Origin of the sequence: Bacillus sp. ISO11 (genome assembly GCF_003458115.1) — a bacterium.
In the GTDB taxonomy this organism is placed as follows: Bacteria; Bacillota; Bacilli; order Bacillales; family Bacillaceae_G; genus Bacillus_A; species Bacillus_A cereus.
In genome coordinates this window covers 1-23569 of the sequence record NZ_QXCO01000026.1, presented here as the reverse complement: position 1 = coordinate 23569, position 23569 = coordinate 1, and the positions used below count along the sequence as shown (strand labels likewise).

Below are 23569 nucleotides of genomic sequence, written 5' to 3'. Positions count from 1 at the left end.
CATTGAGAAAAAGGATATGAGAGTAGGGATGCGACATGTGGAAGAAATTTTTATTAGTGATTATAGTTTCTTTTTTAATTATAAGTTGGATCTTAGTTTATGTAGCTAATGGTGTTACATCAGTTTTTGTTTGGTGGAGTATTCAGGCTTTTAGTTTTATTTCAGTTTTCCTCTTGGTAGGATCAGTAATAATATTTTTTTGGAAAGGCATTTTTAGAAAGCGGATAGATAGAACGCTATTTTTAATCATTCTGTTTTCTATCATTGGAGCTTGGCCTGTCGGTTGGTTTGCTAATATAGGTAGAATTGCTTACCCAGCAGATATACAATCTATGAGTCCTAAAGCAGTAGTTCGTGTTCCTTTGAATGAACGAGCATTAATAGGCTGGGGCGGTGATCAGTTAGAAACGAACTATCATGTTATAAAGCCAAATGAAAGGTGGGCATATGATATCCTCATTCCACCTGCTGAAGTGAAAAGTAGTAAGTTAGAGGATTACGGAATATATGGAGCGAAAGTAATGGCACCAGCTTCTGGGACGGTTGTATCAATCAATAATGATGAAAAAGATTTAATTCCCGGATTGGATGATTTTCAGTCAATGGCAGGGAATTACATATATTTACGGATAGATGAAACAGAGACATTTTTGATTCTTGCCCACTTAAAGAAAGGGTCCATTAAAGTTAGAGAAGGACAACGTGTAAATGAAGGAGAATTTCTTGCTCAAGTCGGTAACTCAGGAAGTTCAAGTGAGCCACATTTACATATCCATCATCAAAGGCAAAATCCGTCCAAGGTAAGTATGTTTTTTGCGGAAGGATTGCCACTTTACTTTCGAACTGAAAATGGTGTCATGATGCCGGAAAGAGGGACATACATAAGTGGTAACTAGAAGAAAATCATTTCATCCAAAAAGGGTATTCCAAATTAAAATTGGAATACCCTTTTTCATTATCCTACAAATGTTTGATACAGTAAGAAGATATTTAAAATGATAACGAGTGCTGCAATTATCCAAGCGATAAATGTTGTTATACGGTGGTTAACGAGTGCACCCATAATCTTTTTGTTACTTGTAAACATAATAAGTGGTACTAGCGCAAATGCAATACCGAATGATAAGACGACTTGGCTCATGACTAGAGCGTAAGTTGGATTTACACCTAAAGCGATAATAACTAATGGTGGAATCATTGTAATAAATCGGCGTAAGTATAACGGAATATGCATGCGAATGAAACCTTGCATAATAATATCACCCGACATTGTACCGACAGAAGAGCTAGATAGTCCTGCTGATAAAAGTCCAATCCCAAATAATGCAGCCGATACAGGACCTACTAAATTGGTAAATTGAGTGTAAGCAACATCTAAATCTTCAACGTGCAAGCCGTTTTTAAAGAATAGTGCAGCAGCAACAATTAACATACTTGCATTAATTGCTCCAGCAATAACCATTGCAATAATAATATCGATAAATTCGAAACGAAAAATCTTTTTCTTTTGTTCGTCAGTTGTTCCGACCACGCGGCGTTGTGTTAATGCAGAATGCAAGTATATTGCATGTGGCATAACTGTTGCACCTAAAATCCCTGCTGCAAGTAATATACTGTCTACACCTTGGAATTTTGGAATAAATAGTCCTGAAAGAAGGGGGCTTAATTCTGGTTTTGCATAAAAAACTTGAATCCCAAAAGCAATTACTACAATGAAAATCATTCCTGTAATAATAGCTTCTAGTGGACGAAATCCTCTACGTTGAAACTCAAGAATAATAAATGATCCGGCTGCAGTAATTAAAGCGGAAGGTAGCATCGGGATTCCAAATAGTAAGTAAAGCCCCAAAGCAGCTCCAATAAATTCCGCTAAATCTGTAGCCATAATAACTAGTTCACCTTGTATCCATAAGCCGATAGACACAGGCTTTGGAAAGTTTTCACGAGCTATTTCGGGTAAATTGTTTCCTGTAGCAATTCCTAATTTAGCTGATAAAGTTTGGATTAATACAGCCATTAAGTTAGAAGCGAGTATAACCCATAATAGTAAATATCCATATTGTGAACCAGCTGCGATATTTGTAGCAAAGTTGCCAGGATCAATATAAGCAACGGACGCGATAAAAGCGGGTCCTAAAAATGGTAACAGTCTTTTCCAGCCTTTTGTTTCTCCACTTAAAGCTAAGTGAGCTGATTGTACAGTTGTACTTTCAGAAGGGAGATGTTCATCTTTTGTTATATCTTTATTCATAGTAGTTTTCCCCTTTAAAATGTTAACTTGATGAAATTATTGTATTTATTCTTACTCATTATTTCAATACATTTAAATATGTTATGTGATAATTTCATTTGAACACGAAAGTTTCCTTAATGCAAATTATATGCCTTTATACAATGGATGGTGTGATAACGTAAAATAAATTGGGAGTTTATGGTGTGATGACGTGGGGGAATATAATAAATTAAAGGGTCAATTTTGAAATTTATGTGAACATAAAGCCGATAATCCAGCATATTAATTGATGGAATTGCATTTGTATGATATATAATATATTGGGATTACAACATAACCATAGTGTTTTGATGTGTAATCTTGTTTTTTATTTTTGTTAACTGATAGAAAATAGTATAAAGAAAAGAAAATGGGATTCATTTTCTTATTATATATGTTTTGATATGAACGTTAACTTATACATGATTTTAAAAATTAGATAGGTGGTAGAAATACATTGGCAACTACAAAACCATACAGAGTATTACTATATTACATGTACACAACAATTGAAAACCCAGAAGAATTCGCGGCAGAGCATTTAGCATTTTGTAATTCACTTGAATTAAAAGGAAGAATTCTTGTAGCAAAAGAAGGTATTAACGGAACTTGTTCTGGAACTGTAGAACAAACAGAGAAATACATGGAAGCAATGAACAATGATCCACGTTTTGATGGCATCGTATTTAAAATAGATGAAGCTGATGGTCATGCATTCAAGAAAATGCACGTGCGTCCTCGTCCAGAGTTAGTTACACTTCGTCTAGAAGATGACATTAACCCACACGAAATAACTGGGAAGTATTTAGAGCCAAAAGATTTTTATGAAGCAATGAAACAAGAAGATACAGTTATCATTGATGCACGAAATGATTATGAATTTGATTTAGGTCACTTCAAAGGTGCGATTAAACCTGATATCGAATCCTTCCGTGAATTACCAGATTGGATTCGTGAAAACAAAGAAGTACTTGAAGGTAAAAAGATTTTAACTTATTGTACAGGCGGAATTCGTTGTGAGAAGTTTTCTGGTTGGTTAGTTCGTGAAGGCTATGAAGATGTAAGTCAGCTTCACGGCGGAATTGTAACGTACGGAAAAGACCCAGAAGTACAAGGTGAGCTTTGGGATGGACAATGTTACGTGTTCGATGAGCGTATCGCTGTACCAGTAAACCAAAAAGAACATGTTATCGTTGGTAAAGACCACTTTACAGGTGAACCTTGTGAGCGCTATGTAAACTGTTCAAATCCAGAATGTAATAAGAAAATTTTATGTTCTGAAGAAAACGAAGCGAAATATTTACGTGCATGTTCTCATGAATGTCGTGTAAGTCCACGTAACCGCTACGTAATACAACATGAATTAACGGAAGAGCAAGTAGCTGCTGCATTAGAGCAAATCGAAGCAGGGAAGTAAACTGAATTCTTATAGTAAAAGGGGTACTCCAAGTTTAATTTTGGAGCACCCTTTTTTTATTATACGGTTCTGTCATTTGTCGGTTTTTGTCGGTAAGTCGATATATAAAAAAAATCGCTGATATATTTCGAGTTGCGCCGATATAATCGGAAAATCGCTGATAAAAATTTCACTTACTGCAGCGCACCAAGAATTTGAAAATAACTTTCTTTAATTTTTATCTTCTTTCTCTTTAACGGCAGAAAGTACAGTTTGTTTTACCCAAGCTTTTCTTCGTTTATGCTGTAAACCCCATTGGTATAAACTTTGGGCTCCTAAAATAAGTGAAATGACAATGCCGCTAATCGCGATTAATAGAGCGAAAAATTCAAGAGGTGACGATATTTTGTTTGAATCGGTGTTTCTTAAAAGGTCAATCATAGTAAACCCTAACATTTGGCCCACTACAGAGTAGAGCGTTAAAATTAATAATAAAAGGCTATCTTTTTTAGAGGCGACATTTTCTTGATATTTAAACAAACTATCAAGATTTTGTTTCGCGTTCGAGTATAGAACCTCAATATTAAAAAGTTTTCTTAAGCGGAAGAAAATATCTTCACTTTGTGATTGGGATACTAATTCTAAAGAAAAATAATTAGCAGTGAACGAATTGATCGAATAAATTAATTTCTCTATTTCATTAGTATCTTGTTCAATGTTTAGCTCAGCATAGGCGTTTGCCATTTTTAATAAAACAATTTTATGGAATAGGTTTAATAATAAAGCGTAATAAAATTCTCCGTACATTTGACTAGCAAGTTTAGCGATTTCGCGTTCTCCTTCATTTGTTACACATGTAAAAATATGTTCTTCCATTATGAAATAACGATTTGGAGCCCATCTCTGGTAAGCGTGTTTTTTTAAATAGTCATGAATGTAAGGAAGGTTATTTGCACTCACATATGGCTTACCATCACTTGTTAATCCGGAAAGACTAGAAGTACGATAAACATCCACTTCATTAAGTTCCATACCTTCTTTTAGTGACAATAAAGTTTGGACGTACATTCTTTGGTCTTCGAAGAAAGGGAAGGTTTGAAAGTATGAACTTCTTAATCTCTTTTTTTCAAAGAAATCAGTTACGCCATGAAATAAATAACCAAAAATGAATTTTTCAACTTGGGAATACTTTTTTCCGTTACATTCAATACAAATAGTCTCATTTGTATCATTTTTAGTTTCAAGTACACGGAAGCGAGCAGCGAATTCGATTGCTTCAGATAAAGTCATGTTTGGAGCAGTGTTTACTTCTGTTCGAATTGTTAAGAAGCCAAGTTCATAAGGACAAAGTGTTACATCAATAGAGTGTATCTTGAATGGGATTGAAATAAGGTTTGTTGTTAAATGTCCAGTTAAGTTAAGGTCCTTTGAATAACGTTGCAAGCCCTTTTGATGCTCTGAGTGAGGAAAGAGAATTTTATTTGTAAATGAAAGATAGTATGCTTCCATATTTTGATGTGAAACTTTAAACTCCCCATAATATGTATTTTCATCATAGAGATGATCGAGCCGAAAAGGACGGAAATCGTTTTTTTGTAAGAAAGGGAACATATTTTGTTCATATCCAGCTTTAAACGAAAACGGGAATATAAATTGAAATATAGCTGTTGCTACATCTTTTTCCTCAATTGCTTGTATTGCCTCCATCTACATTGTTTCCTTTCCATATATGCTATAGAAACAACATGCCCAAATTTATTTGAAAATAACCACTGTTTTATACTCGATTGAGAGTGAAAATTCAGCTTATTTAGCAGAGGACATGTATAATGTTATGTATACTAAAAGTTATAAAATTGTATTTTGAAAAGGGGGATGCTGTATGCGGATTTTAGTATTAGGCGCTGGTGGAGTCGGAGGATTTTTTGGTGGCAGATTAGTCGAAAAGGGAGAAGATGTTACATTTCTTGTTCGTAGTAAACGGAAAAAACAATTAGAGGAAAGAGGACTTGTAATCCGAAGTGTTAACGGGGATTTTTCCTTTCAACCGAAATTAATAACGAAGGAAGAGAGAACTTCTCCATTTGATGTCATTTTATTTTCAACAAAAGCGTATCACTTAAACGAGGCAATTCAAGATTTGAAGCCGTTTGTTGGCGAAGGTACTGTAATCATTCCATTGTTAAATGGTATCGCTCATTTATCACTATTACAAAAAGAATTCGGCGAAGAAAAAGTACTTGGCGGTTTATGCTTTATCGAGACGACGTTAAACGATCAAGGAGAAATTGTACAAACTAGCGCTGCCAACAGACTTGTGTTTGGAGAAATTAAGTCTCAAAATTCAGAGAGAGTAAAGCATATTTCTAAAGCATTTGCAGGTACGAAATCTAGTTTTGTTTTAAGTGAAAATATTACGCAAGATATGTGGCATAAATATTTATTTATTACTGTAATGTCCGGTGTGACAACGTTAATGCGTGCACCAATTGGACCAATTCGTGAAAGTGAAGGCGGCCGTGATTTTATCCGTAATGTATTTGAGGAATCTGTACAAATTATGAAAGTATTAGGAGCTCCAATAAAGGTTAATATTGCCCAGGAACATATGAAAACAATTGATAAAATTTCGTATGATATGAAGTCATCGATGCAACGTGATATGGAGAAGGGTTCGTTTATTGAAGGGAAGCACTTGCAAGGATATTTACTGGATGTAGCAGAGCAATTTTCTATAGCGGCACCATTATTAGGCACTATATATCAAAATTTAAAGGTGTATGAAGAGATGACCTTTAACAGATCTGTAATAGAATTAGATGTATGAAAAAATAAAAAAGATAGCAATATATAAGTGTATTGCTATCTTTTTTATTTTTTTGTATGACAAATTATTTATTTCTTTTCGTTCTATCTGTCAAATTTATTTCCTGTTCACGTTTACCATATAACTGATTAATTTCATTTGCTACTGCATCTAAATATGAATCGGAAAAAATAGGCTTCTTTTCTTTAGACATAGGGGTCTCCTTTGCGGATTTTTTAGTATTCATTATGTATATTTCTCAGTGGATTATGCACAATCATTTTAATTTTTTTCTTATTAAAAATTTTTGTTTACTTTTTGAAAATAAAGGAGTATTATAATCCACAGTTTCAATTTTCTAAATCGCTGAAACCGCATGGTACGGGGGACCCGTTTTTACGGATTAGTACATAATCCGATGGGGTGAATCCTTAAAAAAGGTAGGGCTACTCATAGGCCCGAATCCGACAGCTAACCTCGTAAGCGTTATATTGAGAAGGAAGGTGGAGCTTGTGCGACAAAAAAAATAATGTCTACAAGTCTATTTCGCTATGGCTTGTAGACATTTTTTGTTTTCTGAGTAAATAGTTTACTGGCTGCAACAAGCAGAAAAGTTCGTACAAAATTATTGGAGAGTGGACAGCATTGGTTTCATCTATTAAAAGATTTTTAATTGGAAGACCGTTAAAATCAACGGAGCTTGGAGAACAAAAGCTTAATAAAACGAAAGCTTTAGCTATTTTATCTTCTGACGCATTGTCATCAGTTGCTTACGGTCCAGAGCAAATTTTAATTGCTTTAGCAGGTGTTGGAGCGATCGCTTATTGGTATTCCATTCCGATCGCTGTTGGGGTATTAGTATTATTGACAGCCCTTATTTTATCTTATCGTCAAATTATTTTTGCTTATCCGCATGGCGGGGGAGCGTATGTTGTATCAAAAGAAAATTTAGGGATGAATCCAGGCTTAATTGCTGGAGGATCTTTATTAGTTGACTATATTTTAACTGTTGCGGTAAGTGTGTCCGCTGGTACAGATGCAATTACGTCTGCGTTTCCTAGCTTACATGCACACAACGTAATTATTGCGGTTATATTTGTTATATTAATTACGATATTAAATTTAAGGGGAGTAACGGAATCAGCTTCCGTTTTAGCATATCCTGTTTATTTATTCGTTTTAGCACTATTTATATTAATTGGTGTGGGCATATATAATATTTTAACTGGTCATGTTTCACCCACTTTACATGCGCCAATTGGTACACCAGTTGCAGGGATTAGTTTATTTTTATTACTAAGAGCATTTGCATCAGGTAGTTCTGCTTTAACAGGTGTTGAAGCAATTTCAAATGCAATTCCGAACTTTAAAGATCCTGCGCCAAACAATGCTGCAAAAACATTGCTTGCAATGGGTGCATTACTTGCTGTGTTATTTTCAGGAATTGTATTTTTAGCTTATTATTACGGAGTGACTCCGAGTAAAGAAGTAACAGTTGTTTCTCAAATTGCTGAACAAACATTTGGACGTAATTTCATGTACTATTTCATACAAGGTACAACAGCTTTAATATTAATTCTTGCTGCTAATACAGGTTATTCTGCATTTCCTTTATTAGCGGTTAACCTTGCAAAAGATAAATTCATACCGAGAATGTTTACGATTAGAGGAGACCGCCTAGGTTACTCAAACGGTATTATTATACTTGGAGTTGCTTCGATTATTTTAATTGTAGCTTTCCAAGGACAAACAGAACATTTAATTCCACTATATGCAGTAGGTGTATTTATTCCATTTACACTTTCTCAAACAGGGATGGTATTAAAATGGCTTCGCGAAAAGCCTGAAGGATGGGCTTTAAGATTAACGGTTAATTTAATTGGTGCAGTTATTAGTTTTATCGTAATGAGCATGTTCTTTTTAACTAAATTTGCACAAGTTTGGTCGATTCTTATTTTCTTACCAGTTATTATCTTCTTATTCCATCGAATTAAGAAGCATTATGATGCAGTGGGTGATCAATTAAGTTTAAAAACTTGCGAGCCTCTTATTCCAATTGAGGGGAATGTAATTGTCGTTCCTGTAGCAGGTATGACGCATGTAGTAGAAAATTCATTGAACTATGCGAAATCGCTTTCGGCAGATCAAGTTATCGCAGTATATGTTGCTTTTGACAGAGAAGAGGAAAAGAAATTTGAGGAGAAATGGAAGAAGTGGCAACCTGAAGTAAGGCTTGTTACATTACATTCTCATTATAGAAGTATTATTCAGCCGCTAACGAAGTTTATCGATACAGTGCAATATAAGGCAAGTGAATCGAATTACCGTGTTACGGTCGTTATACCACAGTTCATTCCGAAAAAAGGTTGGCATAACATTCTTCATAATCAATCCAGTTTACTTATACGTGCGTATTTACTTTATAAAAGAAATGTTGTTATTACGACAGTTCCATATCATTTGAAAAAATAAGAAAATTTTTTAAGGATAGCTTCGCGAAAATGAAGCTATCCTTTTTGTGTATATGCTATGCATAATTGCATACGGGGTTAAAAACTATACTAATATAACTTCATTAGTTATTTGAAAGTAGTGTTTTCTGTTGTGATATATAGATATTTCAATCGATAAAGTGAATCGGATTATATTTTGAAATAAGGACATGAAAGCTTGAAAATAAAGGGAATGAAAATACTTCTTTACGATATATAAACAGCTGTGTTTAAATGACCTTACAGTACAAAACTTATATGAAAACAAAATGAAATTTCATATTTACGTATGTTGTTTAGTTTAAAATGAATAATATTTTTATGTAATATATTCACTGTGTGAATGTGGGAATTTCGATGAAATAGAAAATTTATACAATATTATTCATACTAAACACATATGAAAAATAATAAAATGTTTTGTGACGATAAGTAAGTACTGTAGCAATACGAGAGAGGTGGTTCATACATAGATCACGTTGAGAACGTTCTCTATTTTAACCATCTCAAATTATGGGCAAGAAAATAGAATAATAAAATGCGATAGTAATAGTTGCTAATACATAGGAGGAGTTAAAGTGAAAAAGACTTTAATTACAGGGTTATTGGTTACAGCGGTATCTACGAGTTGCTTCATTCCTGTAAGCGCTTACGCTAAGGAGGGGCAAACGGAAGTGAAAACAGTATATGCGCAAAATGTAATTGCTCCAAATACATTATCCAATTCAATTAGAATGTTAGGATCACAATCACCGCTTATTCAAGCATACGGATTAATTATTTTGCAACAGCCAGACATTAAGGTAAATGCGATGAGTAGCTTAACGAATCATCAAAAGTTTGCAAAGGCGAATGTACGAGAGTGGATTGATGAATATAATCCGAAGCTAATTGACTTAAATCAAGAGATGATGAGATACAGCACTAGATTCAATAGTTATTATAGTAAGCTCTATGAACTAGCAGGAAATGTAAATGAAGATCAGCAAGCAAAAACAGATTTTATGAGTGCATATGGAAAATTACAATTGCAAGTACAGAGCATCCAAGAGAGTATGGAGCAAGATTTATTAGAGTTAAATCGATTTAAAACAGTATTAGACAAAGATAGTAACAACTTATCAATTAAAGCCGATGAAGCAATAAAAACACTGCAAGGATCAAGTGGAGATATTGTGAAATTAAGAGAAGATATTAAAAGAATTCAAGGGGAAATTCAAGCTGAACTAACTACTATTTTGAATAGACCTCAAGAAATCATTAAAGGTTCTATTAATATCGGTAAACAAGTATTTACAATCACAAATCAAACTGCACAAACGAAAACAATCGATTTTGTTTCTATCGGTACTTTAAGTAATGAAATTGTAAATGCTGCAGATAGTCAAACGAGGGAAGCAGCTCTTCGCATTCAACAAAAGCAAAAAGAGTTATTGCCACTTATTCAAAAGTTATCACAAACTGAAGCAGAAGCGACTCAAATTACATTCGTTGAAGATCAAGTAAATAGCTTTACAGAATTAATTGATCGTCAAATTACAACTTTAGAAACGTTATTAACGGATTGGAAAGTTTTAAATAATAATATGATCCAAATTCAAACAAATGTTGAAGAAGGCACGTATACAGACAGTAGTTTACTTCAAAAACATTTTAATCAAATTAAAAAAGTAAGTGATGAAATGAATAAGCAAACAAATCAATTTGAAGATTACGTTACAAACGTTGAAGTACATTAAATAGAAAAATAATTAGCGATATAGGGAGAGAAGAAAAAATGACAAAAAAACCATATAAAGTAATGGCTCTATCAGCACTGATGGCAGTATTTGCAGCAGGAAATATTATGCCGGCTCATACGTATGCAGCTGAAAGTACAGTGAAACAAGCTCCAGTTCATGCGGTAGCAAAAGCTTATAATGACTATGAAGAATATTCATTAGGACCAGAAGGCTTGAAAGATGCAATGGAAAGAACAGGTTCAAATGCTTTAGTAATGGATCTGTATGCTTTAACAATTATTAAACAAGGTAATGTTAACTTTGGAAATGTATCGACTGTTGATGCAGCTTTAAAAGGAAAAGTGATTCAGCACCAAGATACAGCTAGAGGAAATGCGAAGCAATGGTTAGATGTATTAAAGCCACAGCTTATTTCAACGAATCAAAACATCATTAACTACAATACGAAATTCCAAAACTATTATGATACTTTAGTTGCTGCGGTAGATGCAAAAGATAAAGCGACTCTTACGAAAGGCCTAACTAGATTATCAAGTAGTATTAATGAAAATAAAGCGCAAGTGGATCAGTTAGTAGAAGACTTGAAAAAATTCCGAAATAAAATGACGTCGGATACGCAAAACTTCAAGGGTGATGCAAATCAAATTACATCTATATTAGCTAGTCAAGATGCAGGAATTCCGCTTCTACAAAATCAAATTACAACGTACAATGAGGCAATTAGTAAATATAATGCAATTATTATCGGTTCATCTGTTGCGACAGCTCTAGGACCAATTGCAATTATTGGTGGTGCAGTAGTTATTGCTACGGGCGCAGGAACACCGCTAGGAGTCGCATTAATTGCAGGTGGTGCAGCAGCTGTAGGCGGTGGTACAGCTGGTATCGTATTAGCGAAGAAAGAACTTGACAATGCACAAGCTGAAATTCAAAAAATAACTGGACAAATTACAACTGCTCAATTAGAAGTAGCTGGGTTAACGAACATTAAAACACAAACTGAGTATTTAACAAATACGATTGATACTGCAATTACAGCGTTGCAAAACATTTCAAACCAATGGTATACAATGGGATCGAAATACAATTCTTTACTTCAAAATGTGGATTCAATTAGTCCAAACGATCTTGTTTTCATTAAAGAAGATTTAAACATTGCGAAAGATAGCTGGAAAAACATTAAAGACTATGCAGAAAAGATTTATGCTGAAGATATTAAAGTAGTAGACACGAAAAAAGCATAATTGAATACGAATCGTTAGAGCGTTAAGTGTTGATGAATGATTTGAAGCTCCTGTTCAGTTGTGAGCAGGAGCTTTTGATATCCTTATAAAGAGAATAGGTGAAAAATATGCAGAAACGATTTTATAAAAAATGTCTTTTAGCGGTAATGATTGCTGGGGTGGCAACGAGTAACGCATTTCCTTTACATCCTTTTGCAGCAGAACAAAATGTAAAGGTGCTACAAGAAAATGTGAAAAACTATTCTCTTGGACCAGCAGGATTCCAAGATGTAATGGCACAAACGACATCAAGTATATTTGCAATGGATTCATATGCAAAATTAATTCAAAATCAACAAGAGACGGATTTAAGTAAAATAAGTTCGATTAATAGTGAATTTAAAGGGAATATGATTCAGCATCAAAGAGATGCAAAAATTAATGCAGCATATTGGTTAAATAATATGAAGCCTCAAATTATGAAAACAGATCAAAATATTATAAATTACAATAATACTTTTCAATCGTATTATAATGACATGTTAATAGCGATTGATCAAAAGGATAGTGGAAAATTAAAAGCGGATTTAGAAAAGTTGTATGCGGATATTGTAAAGAATCAAAATGAGGTAGATGGATTATTAGGAAATTTGAAAGCTTTTCGCGATAGAATGGCGAAAGATACAAATAGTTTCAAAGAGGATACAAATCAGTTAACAGCGATATTGGCAAGTACGAATGCTGGTATTCCAGCTCTAGAGCAACAAATAAATACATATAACGATTCAATTAAAAAGAGTAATGATATGGTCATTGCTGGTGGCGTACTTTGCGTAGCTCTAATAACATGTCTTGCTGGCGGGCCGATGATTGCGGTTGCGAAAAAAGATATCGCAAATGCAGAAAGAGAAATCGCCAATTTAAAAGATAGAATTTCAGGAGCACAAGCAGAAGTCGTAATTTTGACTGATGTAAAAAATAAAACAACAAACATGACAGAAACAATTGATGCAGCAATTACAGCACTACAAAACATATCAAATCAATGGTATACAGTAGGTGCAAAGTATAATAATTTATTACAAAACGTAAAAGGAATTAGTCCGGAAGAGTTTACGTTTATAAAAGAAGATTTACATACAGCGAAAGATAGCTGGAAAGATGTAAAGGATTATACAGAAAAATTACATGAAGGTGTGGCAAAGTAAACAGTGGACTAGTTCTGCTGTTTATTTTTCATCCTGTTTTTTGTGAGAGTTGAGCTTGCAATTATATATAAGTTTGTCATGTGTTTTATCAATGTGGCTATTGGGTAATAGTTAATCAAATTGATACGAATAATCTAAATAAATTTCTGATCAAGTCTTTTATATGTAATGTTTTAATGAAAAAAGCTATACTGTAAGCAAAACTAAAAATTGGAGAGGAAATACTACAACATGGAAAATTATCTATTATTTATCCTTACAGCAATGTTAATCATAATCATGCCTGGTCCTGGTTTTGCACTAGTTACAAAAAATACTATCTCGCATGGTAAAAATGGCGGGATAAAGACTGTTTTAGGAACGATATCTGGAATGATGATTCATACAATAATGGCTACGTTAGGACTTTCTGCTATCTTAATGAAATTTGCTATGTTATTTACATTTATAAAATATGCTGGGGCTGTTTATTTAATTTATTTAGCTGTAAAGTCAATTAAAAGTGCCTTACATAAAAAAGAAGATATGTCAGGTTCAGCAGAAATGGACTCTAAGGATATTGGGGCAATTAAAAGCTTTAGACAAGGATTTACTACGGCAATTTTAAATCCAAAAACCGCTGTATTTTTCCTTAGTTTTTTACCCCAATTTATTGTGAGTAATCAAAATCATTTCCTCCAATTTCTTTTATTAGGAGTCACATTTACGACTTTGACAGCAATATGGTATTTACTTTACATCTCACTCATACGTCAATTAAGAACTTTTTTAAGAAAAGAAAGAGTGAACCGTACAATAGAGGGTATTACAGGCGCCGTATTATTAGTATTTGGAGTTAGATTGTTTTTCCAAAAATAAATATGTAGATAAAACGAGAAATAAAAAAGTTGATTATTTCTCGTTTTATTCTTTAAAATCTGCAACAGAATCAGGATTTCCCCTCAAAGTATAAATTCCAAGAGGAACCGTTTTTTTATTTACTTATATACGTACAGCTGTACCACTGACAGCAACCATTAACATTCCATCACGAACAACTTCGTAATCTACGTCAATACCAACGATAGCGTTCGCACCTTTTTCTTTTGCAAGTTCTTTCATTTCGCCCATTGCAATATCACGAGCGTCTTTTAGTTTACTTTCGTAAGCACCAACACGGCCACCGACAACATCACGAACGGAAGCGAATACATCGCGGACAATATTTGCACCCATAATAGCTTCACCATTTACAATATCAATATACTCAATAATCTCTTTACCTTGAATTCCAGAAGTTGTTGTTACAATCATGACTGACACTCTCCTAATATTTTATAATTTTTGATTAGCTTTCTTATGTCATAGAAAAAGTAGTTCTGGTGCCAAAAATGCTTGATAGAAACATAGAATATTTTTGGCATCAGAAACAAGTCTAGTTTCTTACAGAATGAAAGCAAGGCAATTGTTTAACATATGTATCGCTATAACATATGCAATGGATCTTTTAGAAATAAGATAAGCCGCAGTAAGTATCAACGATCCAGGTAAATAAATAGCAATATCTGAAAGTTGGTTCGTATGAAGAAGTGTAAAAATCATAATCGAAATGATAGATGCAATAGCAGTACCAATATGGTAAGAAAAACGATTTATTAATATGTGGCGAAACACAATTTCTTCAAGTATTGGACCCAGAATACCAAATACAAGCAATGTAAATACAAGCGGTACCTCTGCACCCGTTTCAAGGAGCTGCTCTTGGTTCTCTGGTTGACCAGTTGCTAGAAAATACATAACACACTGTTCCACAATTAACGTAAATAAAACTACCATAGGAATACTTACTATTTTCAAAATTGTCTTCTCTTTAAAATAAGTAAAACTTTCAATAATTTCTTTCCTAAAGCAAATGATTCCTACAATAGCAGGTACAGTAAAACCGATGGCACTAAGAACAAATTCTGATTCAACTAAATTGACATTAGCTAAAAGTGATATGCCAAATAGTATGTACAAGCCAATTTGAAATGGTACAAACAGTGTAAAGATTATTAGCATAATGATTTCTTTTTTATTCATTTTTATAAAGTTCACTGTATTGCCCCCATAATTAAATTACCTATAATTTTTGATTTTTCTTTCTGCATAACGCTCTCCTTCTAAATATATTTATATAAGATTATAAACCGGACGGTTCGGTCCGAATCGAAATCTAATGATACTACAAGTTTCTAGTTTTTTAAACCCTTTTTATAAAGTATTAACAAAATCAAAATGGAAAAAAGCAAATATATTTATATTTCAGTTGCTTTGTTACAATTTAATTCCAGTAATCATTAATGGTTAATCTTTTATAGAATGAAGTGAAAGTGGGAGTAGTTCAAACACTTTAGCTAAACATATTAATAAAAATTATATATAATAATCATATGTCTATACATTAAAATTAACTATATATTTTTACACCTCTACGATTTTAGATAAAATTAGTTGTATAATATGACTGAACTAAACAATTGGTCATGTCTTTTTGACAGAAGATTCACTTAATTTATGTAGGTAATACAATTTGATTAACTTCTTTTCAAACCGTATTCTTTGAGGTTTCCATAAGATAGGGATTGATAAGATATTTCTGTTCCAAACTTATTTATACTTACAAAAAAATTAAGAAAATAGAGGGTAAACATTACCTAGAATATTAGGATCGTTTTCATTAGGAGGATTACAAAGCATGACTAAAGTTGATAAGGTTAAAGAAAAAATTATTGAAACATCTTTATATTTATTTAATACTAATGGGATAACTCGCACATCCATCCAGGATATAATGACAGCTACTGAACTACCTAAAGGATCTATTTATCGTAGATTCAAAAGTAAAGAAGAAATTGTCCTTGCTGCCTACGACAAAAGTGGTGAGATTATGTGGAGTCATTTTCATAAAGCAATGGAAAATAAAAAGACAGCAATTGATAAAATCCTTGCAATTTTCCTTGTATATCAAGATGCAGCTAATAATCCTCCTATTGCTGGAGGCTGTCCATTACTTAATAGTGCCATTGAAAGTACTGGAGTATTTCCAGAATTACAAAAAGCAGCAGCAAAAGGTTATGATGATACAGTAATGTTAATGGCTTCTCTCATAAAAGAAGGAATAGAGAAACAAGAATTTAAAGAAGATATAGAGGTTATATCACTCGCTTCCTTTCTTGCCTCTTCAATGGAGGGGGCTATTATGGCAAGTCGAGTATCTAACGATAATATACACCATCATTATTTTATTGAACAAATAAAACATCATCTTTTCACTTATTCTAAATAAGTGAGAACTTGCATTGTTTCCATCCAATTTTTATAAAATTAAATTGAGTAAATACCCCTTATAAATAGTAACTTCTGTTTATAAGGGGTATTTGAATAGACTTTAGCAAAGGGAGCTTTTTACACGTTGTTTGGATTATTTCACTAATACGAACTTTAGTTGAAGAGCAAGCCATAATGAAAAAGCTGTTTTAATATACTAATTATGTATCATATGTTAAAAAACTTATGTTATTTTGTTTTTCTAAGTTTATAGCTAAGAAGAATATAAGAATTAGAGGAGGGGGAAAATTGAAATTTTTTACGATATTTGCATCAAGGAATGATACAAGTGATATAGAAGGTTTCATTACTCAAGTTTTTCAAAATGGGTTTAAGGTTGAACGCAATAAAAATGAATATACGATTCAATCGAAAAGACTATTTGGCAAAAATAAAATTATTATTCGAGTGGATTCTGAAGAATCATCTCCTGATTATTTTTTCAATAATATTCCTGGAATGATGCACATGTACGATCAAATCGAATTTCAAGAAGAACATCTTAAGAAGATGGTTTTGGCACAGATTTCTGTAATTAATACCATAATCGCTATAGAGACGAAGAAGGATTATAGTGATGAATACGTGGAGCTGTTTCTTAAATTACTTAATGAGGTGAACGGTATTGGTTTTATTCCTGATCGAACTCTCATCGGGAAGGATGGAAAAGTAATTGTATTTCCGGATGGATCCTCTGGTCCTTCAGAATTTACTCCTCAAGCATGTACGAACAAAATAAGGGGACAGAATAGTACTTCTACCGATGGGGAGAAAAGAAAACAGAAATCGATAAGCTATCTGCAAGATAAAGGGATTCCATATATAGAAGGATTGCCTCAATTGCCTCCTTTGACAAGTATTCAATTAAGAAGCCGAGAAGAGATTACGAAGAGAGCAGTAGCTTTGTTGATTGTCATACAATATGCTTGTGATGTTGCCCAAGAAGGAGATTTGAAAACTTCCAAAGAGTTCGTCATGGAGCTGCTGAATCAATTTGATGTGGTTGAATCATTAACGATGCAGGAAAGGAATTTTCTAAATTCAGAGGAACCTGATGAGAAAGAAGCGATACAGATTGCATGGCAGTATGAAGCCCAATGGGTTTTGCTTTGGTCAATAGGCCTCGTGAATACACTGAAATTCCCAAGAGAAATCTGTGACTGTCATTATGCAATTAAACTTGTTTCTGATTGTAGTTCTTTTAATGAATTTTATCAAAAAACAAAATTGCGAAATGCAGAAGAAATTTTGGACGAGGCTGACCTTATTTATCGGCTTCATTGGGCTTGTGTACATGATAGAATTAATGCGAGAGAAGCAACTGCAGGTATGCATGAAAGTATTGTTATTGAAAGACGAAGAGGCTTGTTTTGGCTAATCAATTATAAAAATGAAGATTGGGATTGTATCTCCATGGATACATAATCCATATTCTTTGTCTGTAGAGCATTTGTATTCTAGATAATCGAATTATTGCTTCATCAGTTTAATCCCTTATAGAAAAACGGGCGAAAATGCCATAGATAGGAGAAAAAATAGTCTTTGATATCCTAAGCCTCATATACAACTTGAACGGCTTTGTTATCGTTACTACAGAAAAATGTGAATTAAATGTTAATCGATTTACATGTTTCAAGCGTATCTATATTGAGTTTGTAAATCTACACAATAAGTTTTCATTATATATTAAGTGTAGTAGAAGTTCAGATAGATAAAATTCGGTAGTCGAATTTTTTTGCATAAAGCTGTATAATGCTTGTAACGAAAGGGAAATACAGGAAGGGATTTGTAATGAGTTACTATGGAAAAAGATAAACAACAATTAAGCGTTGAAGTTGCAAGATTATATTATCAATCAGATTATAGTCAGCAAGAAATTGCTAACAAATTAAATATTTCAAGACCAACAATTTCTAGATTGTTAAAGTATGCGAAAGAAAAAGGGTTTGTTCAAATTAGCATCGCTGATCCATTTGCGGATTTAGATAACGTTGGGAATTTACTGAAAGAAAAATACAACTTGTTAGAGGCACATGTTGTATTTTCTCCAGTACCGGAATATGCAACGATTACAGAGTATATAAGTAAATATGCTGCTGAGTATATGGAAAAGACAGTTAAAAACGGTGATATTGTTGGTGTAAGCTGGGGAATGACTATGTATGAAATCGCTAGAAAAATCGTACCGCAACATGTAAAAGGGGTAGAGGTTGTCCAGCTAAAAGGTGGTATTAGTCATTCAAGTGTAAATACATATGCGAATGAAACGATAGCTTTATTTGCAGATGCTTTTCAAACGACGCCAAGAAATCTACCTCTTCCAGTTATATTTGATAATGCAGTGACAAAAGAATTAGTAGAGCAGGATCGACATATTCATCATATTATCGAAATGGGGAAGCAAGCGAATATTGCAATTTTCACTGTAGGAACAGTGCGAGACGAAGCGCTATTATTCCGATTAGGTTATTTCGATAAGGGTGAAACGAGTTTACTCAAAAAACAATCGGTCGGTGACATTTGTTCACGATTCTTTGATGGGGACGGAAATATTAGTAGTGAAGAAATTAATAAGCGGACCATTGGAATTGAGTTAGAAGAACTGAAATTAAAGAAACGTTCTATTTTAGTTGCAGGTGGTAATAGAAAAATCAAAGCAATTGATGGTGCGTTACGTGGCGGGTATGCAAATGTATTAATTATCGATCAGCATACAGCAAAAGAATTGTTACATTATCAAAAAGATTAGAAATAAAAGGCGTTCTCAAGATGTTAATTTTGAGAACGCCTTTTATTTTGTTATGTATGAATGATAGGAGTTTTTTGAACACAAGTTGCTTTTTTAAAAATAATTATGGATATGGAGATACATACTACCATTGTTAACATAAAAATTTTGATTATATATCTGAAATGTTCTTTGGTAGAATGCGCTTTATTTACTACAAGAAAATTCCTTTTAAAAAAGAATGAACAAAATTTCAAAAGTGTATTTACATTTGTTCAACTAAGAGTTAGAATGAAGTTGTTAAAAGATATGAGGAGTGAAGATAATGAACATTGCAAAGTTAATTGACCATACAATTTTAAAAGCTAATACTACTAAAGAAGATGTTATGAAAGTAATTGAAGAAGCAAAGGAATATAAATTCGCTTCTGTTTGTATTAACCCAACATGGGTAAAATTAGCGGCTGATGAACTAGCTGGACATGATGTAGACGTTTGTACTGTAATCGGTTTCCCATTAGGAGCAAGCACTACTGAAACAAAAGCATTTGAAACAAAAGATGCTATCGCAAAAGGTGCAACTGAAGTTGATATGGTAATCAACGTAGGCGCTTTAAAAGATGGCGACAACGAACTTGTTGAAAAAGATATTTATGAAGTAGTACAAGCAGCAAAAGGAAAAGCTCTTGTAAAAGTAATCATTGAAACTTGCCTATTAACAGATGAAGAGAAAGTACGCGCTTGTGAATTATCAGTAAAAGCTGGTGCTGACTTCGTAAAAACTTCAACTGGATTCTCAACTGGCGGAGCAACTGCTGAAGATATCGCATTAATGCGTAAAACAGTAGGACCAAACGTTGGTGTAAAAGCATCTGGTGGCGTTCGTACACGTGAAGATGCAGACAAAATGGTAGCTGCTGGAGCTTCTCGCGTTGGAGCAAGTGCTAGTGTTGCAATCGTATTAAATGATGCAAAAGGTGCTACAGATAACTACTAATCATTAATGAAGTCAAAAGCAATAGATACACAAAGTAAAGTGTATCTATTGCTTTAATAATTGAAAAAAATGTAAGCGGATACGAATGGGAGGAGACGGCTTATGAAATACTTAATCGGTGTTTTAGGCCTCGTATTGATTTTAGGTATCGCTTGGCTTGCTAGTAATGATAGAAAAAAAGTCAAATATCGCCCAATCATAACGATGGTTATATTACAATTCATTTTGGGATTTTTATTATTAAATACAAGTGTAGGGAATATATTAATTAGTGGAATAGCAGATGGTTTTGGAGAGTTATTAAAATATGCTGCTGACGGTGTGAATTTTGTATTTGGTGGATTAGTAAATCAAAAAGAGTTTTCGTTCTTTTTAAGTGTATTAATGCCAATCGTATTTATCTCGGCACTAATAGGTATATTACAACACATTAAAGTATTACCTATTATTGTGAAATCTATCGGTTTAGCATTAAGTAAAGTAAATGGAATGGGGAAACTAGAATCATATAATGCAGTTGCTTCTGCGATTTTAGGACAATCTGAAGTGTTTATTTCAGTTAAGAAACAACTAGGGTTATTGCCAGAGAAAAGAATGTATACATTATGTGCATCTGCAATGTCTACAGTTTCTATGTCTATCGTTGGATCATATATGGTGTTATTAAAACCACAATATGTTGTAACCGCTTTAGTGCTTAACTTATTCGGTGGCTTCATCATTGCTTCTATTATTAACCCGTATGAAGTTACTGAGGAAGAAGATATGTTAGAAGTGCAAGAAGAAGAGAAAAAGACTTTCTTTGAAGTATTAGGTGAATACATTATAGACGGATTTAAAGTTGCCATTACAGTAGCAGCTATGCTAGTCGGTTTCGTTGCTCTTATCGCATTCATCAATGCAGTATTTAAAGGTGTAATTGGTATCTCATTCCAAGAAATCCTTGGTTATGTATTTGCACCATTTGCATTTATTATGGGTGTGCCTTGGCATGAAGCAGTTAATGCAGGAAATATTATGGCAACAAAATTAGTATCAAATGAATTTGTCGCTATGACAGATTTAGCACAAGGAAACTTTAATTTCTCAGATAGAACGACAGCGATTATATCTGTATTCTTAGTTTCATTTGCAAACTTCTCTTCAATTGGAATTATTGCAGGGGCAGTTAAAAGCTTAAATGAAAAGCAGGGGAATGTAGTGGCAAGATTTGGTTTGAAATTACTATTCGGTGCAACGTTAGTAAGTTTCTTATCAGCAACAATCGTTGGCTTATTATTTTAATAGATTCGTATAATATAAAAAGGAATGGTGATTGTAATGAGAATGGTAGATATTATTGCAAAAAAACGTGACGGCAAAGAATTAACGACTGAAGAAATCAAATTCTTTATTAATGGATATACAGACGGAAGTATTCCTGATTATCAAGTGAGTGCACTTGCAATGGCAATCTTCTTTAAAGATATGACAGATCGCGAACGTGCAGATTTAACGATGGCGATGGTTGAGTCTGGTGAAACGATCGACTTATCAGCAATTGAAGGAATTAAAGTAGATAAACATTCAACTGGCGGTGTTGGTGATACTACAACATTAGTATTAGGACCATTAGTTGCTGCTTTAGATGTACCAGTAGCAAAAATGTCTGGTCGTGGTTTAGGACATACAGGCGGAACAATTGATAAATTAGAAGCGGTAGAAGGATTCCACGTTGAAATTACGAAAGAGCAGTTCATTGATATTGTAAACCGTGACAAAGTAGCTGTTATTGGACAAACAGGAAACTTAACACCTGCAGATAAAAAGATTTATGCATTACGCGATGTAACAGGAACGGTTAACTCAATTCCTCTCATTGCAAGTTCAATTATGAGTAAAAAAATTGCAGCAGGTGCTGACGCAATCGTACTTGATGTAAAAACAGGTGCTGGTGCATTTATGAAAACAGAAGAAGATGCAAAAGAATTAGCACATGCAATGGTACGTATCGGAAATAATGTAGGACGTCAAACTATGGCTGTTATTTCAGACATGTCACAACCGCTTGGTTTTGCTATTGGTAACGCTCTAGAAGTAAAAGAAGCGATTGATACGTTAAAAGGTGAAGGTCCAGAAGATTTAACAGAATTAGTACTTGTATTAGGTAGCCAAATGGTCGTACTTGCGAAAAAAGCAAATACGTTAGAAGAAGCTCGTGAAATGCTAATTGAAGTGATGAAAAACGGAAAAGCAACTGAGAAGTTTAAAGAGTTCTTAAGCAATCAAGGCGGAGATAGCTCAATTGTAGACAATCCAGAAAAAATGCCACAGGCGAAGTATGTAATTGATGTACCTGCAAAAACTTCAGGTGTTATTTCTAACATTGTTGCAGATGAGATTGGTATTGCAGCTATGTTACTTGGTGCAGGTCGTGCAACGAAGGAAGATGAAATCGATTTAGCAGTAGGATTAATGTTACGTAAAAAAGTTGGCGATGCAGTAAAAGAAGGCGAGCCATTCGTAACAATCTACGCAAATCGTGAAAATGTAGAAGATGTAAAAGCAAAAATTTATGAGAACATCTCTATCGCTGAAACAGCAGTGGCTCCTAAATTAGTTCATACAGTTATTACTGACTAATCATCATTTCATTTACTTTGAGGGGGAAATAATATGGATAAGAAAAAATATATTGAAGAAGCAAACAAGATGTTATCGAAAGCGTATATTCCGTATTCTAAATTTCCTGTTGGCGCAGCGTTAGTTACGAAAGAAGGGAAAATCTATACTGGTTGTAATATAGAAAATGCTTCTTACGGTTTATGTAACTGTGCAGAAAGAACAGCAATATTTAAAGCAGTATCAGAAGGTGAGCGCGATTTTAGTTACTTAGTTATTACAGGAGAAACTGATGGACCGATTTCACCATGTGGTGCGTGTAGACAAGTAATTGCTGAATTCTGTGATCCGAAAATGCCTGTATTATTAACGAATGTAAAAGGTGATGAAAAAGAAGTGACTGTTGAGCAGTTACTGCCAGGTGCTTTCTCAATAGAAGATTTAAAATAAATTGAAAAGCCATTCTACATGAAGTGACCCCCGAAAGTTAGACAGGTCGTTTCATTAGGCAGCCTCTAGGGTATGAGCCCGGTATTGTACTGGGCTCATACCCTTTAATTTTGCCTTAATTCTTTTATGGTTATAGTATTCTATATACTTTGCTAATTCTTGTTTGAAATGTGTTATATTTTCAAATTCTTTTCGATACAGAAATTCCGATTTCATGATACCGAAGAAATTTTCAATAACGGCATTGTCATAACAGTTTCCTTTGCGAGACATACTTTGAGTTATGCCACAATTCTTAAGAGAATG

Annotated in this window: 21 protein-coding genes and 1 riboswitch; of the genes, 15 read left to right on the top strand and 6 right to left on the bottom strand. The window is 33.7% G+C overall.

The features are described 5' to 3' along the window. Positions 1 to 35: 35 nt before the first annotated feature. Entirely contained in the window at positions 36 to 896 is an 861-nt protein-coding gene (locus tag D1166_RS22875; RefSeq protein WP_000265535.1) for a M23 family metallopeptidase, read from the top strand. A 59-nt stretch (positions 897 to 955) separates the two neighbouring features. Here D1166_RS22875 and D1166_RS22870 read toward each other — a convergent pair whose 3' ends face one another. Next, entirely contained in the window at positions 956 to 2251 is a 1296-nt protein-coding gene (locus tag D1166_RS22870) for an Nramp family divalent metal transporter (protein WP_097862124.1), read from the bottom strand. Positions 2252 to 2729: 478 nt separating this feature from the next. Between D1166_RS22870 and trhO the strand changes: the two genes are divergently transcribed. Then, positions 2730 to 3689 carry an oxygen-dependent tRNA uridine(34) hydroxylase TrhO gene (gene trhO, locus D1166_RS22865; protein WP_000246214.1) on the top strand — a complete coding sequence of 320 codons (960 nt, stop codon included), beginning with the start codon at positions 2730 to 2732 and terminating at the stop codon, positions 3687 to 3689. 210 nt (positions 3690 to 3899) lie between these two features. On the opposite strand, the gene D1166_RS22860 is transcribed toward trhO, so the two are convergent. Next, positions 3900 to 5375, bottom strand: a complete 1476-nt coding sequence (locus tag D1166_RS22860; protein WP_074626210.1) for a hypothetical protein — start codon at positions 5373 to 5375, stop codon at positions 3900 to 3902. Positions 5376 to 5550: 175 nt separating this feature from the next. Between D1166_RS22860 and panE the strand changes: the two genes are divergently transcribed. Continuing rightward, positions 5551 to 6495 (top strand): 2-dehydropantoate 2-reductase, encoded by a 945-nt coding sequence (gene panE / locus D1166_RS22855; RefSeq protein WP_001221896.1) that lies wholly within the window; start codon positions 5551 to 5553, stop codon positions 6493 to 6495. A 64-nt stretch (positions 6496 to 6559) separates the two neighbouring features. On the opposite strand, the gene D1166_RS31895 is transcribed toward panE, so the two are convergent. Continuing rightward, the gene (locus tag D1166_RS31895; protein ID WP_000031873.1) at positions 6560 to 6688 is read right to left on the bottom strand and encodes a hypothetical protein; all 129 of its coding nucleotides are present in this window, start codon (positions 6686 to 6688) and stop codon (positions 6560 to 6562) included. 140 nt (positions 6689 to 6828) lie between these two features. Continuing rightward, positions 6829 to 6975: riboswitch (cyclic di-AMP (ydaO/yuaA leader) on the top strand. Positions 6976 to 7119: 144 nt separating this feature from the next. On the opposite strand from D1166_RS31895, the gene D1166_RS22850 reads away from it, so the two are divergent. The 5 genes from D1166_RS22850 to D1166_RS22830 all read left to right on the top strand — a co-directional run bounded on the left by D1166_RS22850 (position 7120) and on the right by D1166_RS22830 (position 13997). Continuing rightward, on the top strand, positions 7120 to 8946 hold the full coding sequence (locus tag D1166_RS22850; RefSeq protein WP_000254887.1) for an APC family permease: 1827 nt from the start codon (positions 7120 to 7122) through the stop codon (positions 8944 to 8946). A gap of 598 nt (positions 8947 to 9544) precedes the next feature. Further along, positions 9545 to 10705, top strand: a complete 1161-nt coding sequence (gene nheA, locus D1166_RS22845) for a non-hemolytic enterotoxin NHE subunit A (protein WP_000751833.1) — start codon at positions 9545 to 9547, stop codon at positions 10703 to 10705. Between the two features lie 38 nt (positions 10706 to 10743). Then, positions 10744 to 11952: a non-hemolytic enterotoxin NHE subunit B gene (gene nheB / locus D1166_RS22840; protein ID WP_000162975.1), complete on the top strand. Its 1209-nt coding sequence runs from the start codon at positions 10744 to 10746 to the stop codon at positions 11950 to 11952. A 107-nt stretch (positions 11953 to 12059) separates the two neighbouring features. Next, on the top strand, positions 12060 to 13139 hold the full coding sequence (nheC, locus tag D1166_RS22835) for a non-hemolytic enterotoxin NHE subunit C (RefSeq protein WP_001171982.1): 1080 nt from the start codon (positions 12060 to 12062) through the stop codon (positions 13137 to 13139). A 231-nt stretch (positions 13140 to 13370) separates the two neighbouring features. Beyond that, the gene (locus D1166_RS22830) at positions 13371 to 13997 is read left to right on the top strand and encodes a LysE family translocator (RefSeq protein ID WP_000432987.1); all 627 of its coding nucleotides are present in this window, start codon (positions 13371 to 13373) and stop codon (positions 13995 to 13997) included. Positions 13998 to 14120: 123 nt separating this feature from the next. Here the strand turns inward: D1166_RS22830 and D1166_RS22825 are convergent, their stop codons facing one another. Both D1166_RS22825 and D1166_RS22820 read right to left on the bottom strand, forming a co-directional pair. After that, a complete protein-coding gene (locus tag D1166_RS22825) occupies positions 14121 to 14432 on the bottom strand; it encodes a heavy metal-binding domain-containing protein (RefSeq protein ID WP_000637518.1) in 312 nt (103 codons plus the stop codon). A 129-nt stretch (positions 14433 to 14561) separates the two neighbouring features. Then, on the bottom strand, positions 14562 to 15215 hold the full coding sequence (locus D1166_RS22820) for a CPBP family intramembrane glutamic endopeptidase (RefSeq protein ID WP_001009300.1): 654 nt from the start codon (positions 15213 to 15215) through the stop codon (positions 14562 to 14564). 640 nt (positions 15216 to 15855) lie between these two features. Here D1166_RS22820 and D1166_RS22815 point away from each other — a divergent pair. The 7 genes from D1166_RS22815 (at position 15856) to D1166_RS22780 (ending at position 23263) form a co-directional block, all read left to right on the top strand. Next, on the top strand, positions 15856 to 16446 hold the full coding sequence (locus D1166_RS22815) for a TetR/AcrR family transcriptional regulator (RefSeq protein ID WP_000169648.1): 591 nt from the start codon (positions 15856 to 15858) through the stop codon (positions 16444 to 16446). Positions 16447 to 16736: 290 nt separating this feature from the next. Then, positions 16737 to 17912, top strand: a complete 1176-nt coding sequence (locus D1166_RS22810) for a DUF4272 domain-containing protein (RefSeq protein ID WP_000668091.1) — start codon at positions 16737 to 16739, stop codon at positions 17910 to 17912. Between the two features lie 376 nt (positions 17913 to 18288). Then, a complete protein-coding gene (locus tag D1166_RS22805; RefSeq protein ID WP_000409785.1) occupies positions 18289 to 19236 on the top strand; it encodes a sugar-binding transcriptional regulator in 948 nt (315 codons plus the stop codon). Positions 19237 to 19540: 304 nt separating this feature from the next. Then, a complete protein-coding gene (gene deoC / locus D1166_RS22795; protein ID WP_001017441.1) occupies positions 19541 to 20212 on the top strand; it encodes a deoxyribose-phosphate aldolase in 672 nt (223 codons plus the stop codon). A 102-nt stretch (positions 20213 to 20314) separates the two neighbouring features. After that, entirely contained in the window at positions 20315 to 21496 is a 1182-nt protein-coding gene (locus D1166_RS22790) for a NupC/NupG family nucleoside CNT transporter (RefSeq protein WP_000876192.1), read from the top strand. A gap of 36 nt (positions 21497 to 21532) precedes the next feature. Further along, entirely contained in the window at positions 21533 to 22834 is a 1302-nt protein-coding gene (locus D1166_RS22785; protein WP_001983022.1) for a pyrimidine-nucleoside phosphorylase, read from the top strand. Between the two features lie 33 nt (positions 22835 to 22867). Continuing rightward, positions 22868 to 23263, top strand: a complete 396-nt coding sequence (locus D1166_RS22780; RefSeq protein WP_000358532.1) for a cytidine deaminase — start codon at positions 22868 to 22870, stop codon at positions 23261 to 23263. Positions 23264 to 23317: 54 nt separating this feature from the next. On the opposite strand, the gene D1166_RS22775 is transcribed toward D1166_RS22780, so the two are convergent. Continuing rightward, the coding region (locus tag D1166_RS22775) for an IS3 family transposase (protein WP_165851669.1) at positions 23318 to 23569 on the bottom strand (252 nt) is incomplete at its 5' end.

What these genes read in the sequence shown, in the direction of transcription:
- D1166_RS22815 (WP_000169648.1), top strand. Translation starts at nt 15,856, where the DNA reads ATGACTAAAGTTGATAAGGTTAAAGAAAAAATTATTGAAACATCTTTA.
- D1166_RS22790 (WP_000876192.1), top strand. Translation starts at nt 20,315, where the DNA reads ATGAAATACTTAATCGGTGTTTTAGGCCTCGTATTGATTTTAGGTATC.
- D1166_RS22785 (WP_001983022.1), top strand. Translation starts at nt 21,533, where the DNA reads ATGAGAATGGTAGATATTATTGCAAAAAAACGTGACGGCAAAGAATTA.
- panE (WP_001221896.1), top strand. Translation starts at nt 5,551, where the DNA reads ATGCGGATTTTAGTATTAGGCGCTGGTGGAGTCGGAGGATTTTTTGGT.
- D1166_RS22830 (WP_000432987.1), top strand. Translation starts at nt 13,371, where the DNA reads ATGGAAAATTATCTATTATTTATCCTTACAGCAATGTTAATCATAATC.
- D1166_RS22875 (WP_000265535.1), top strand. Translation starts at nt 36, where the DNA reads ATGTGGAAGAAATTTTTATTAGTGATTATAGTTTCTTTTTTAATTATA.
- nheB (WP_000162975.1), top strand. Translation starts at nt 10,744, where the DNA reads ATGACAAAAAAACCATATAAAGTAATGGCTCTATCAGCACTGATGGCA.
- D1166_RS22870 (WP_097862124.1), bottom strand. Translation starts at nt 2,251, where the DNA reads ATGAATAAAGATATAACAAAAGATGAACATCTCCCTTCTGAAAGTACA.
- D1166_RS22805 (WP_000409785.1), top strand. Translation starts at nt 18,289, where the DNA reads ATGGAAAAAGATAAACAACAATTAAGCGTTGAAGTTGCAAGATTATAT.
- D1166_RS22860 (WP_074626210.1), bottom strand. Translation starts at nt 5,375, where the DNA reads ATGGAGGCAATACAAGCAATTGAGGAAAAAGATGTAGCAACAGCTATA.
- D1166_RS22780 (WP_000358532.1), top strand. Translation starts at nt 22,868, where the DNA reads ATGGATAAGAAAAAATATATTGAAGAAGCAAACAAGATGTTATCGAAA.
- D1166_RS22825 (WP_000637518.1), bottom strand. Translation starts at nt 14,432, where the DNA reads ATGATTGTAACAACAACTTCTGGAATTCAAGGTAAAGAGATTATTGAG.
- nheC (WP_001171982.1), top strand. Translation starts at nt 12,060, where the DNA reads ATGCAGAAACGATTTTATAAAAAATGTCTTTTAGCGGTAATGATTGCT.
- D1166_RS31895 (WP_000031873.1), bottom strand. Translation starts at nt 6,688, where the DNA reads ATGTCTAAAGAAAAGAAGCCTATTTTTTCCGATTCATATTTAGATGCA.
- deoC (WP_001017441.1), top strand. Translation starts at nt 19,541, where the DNA reads ATGAACATTGCAAAGTTAATTGACCATACAATTTTAAAAGCTAATACT.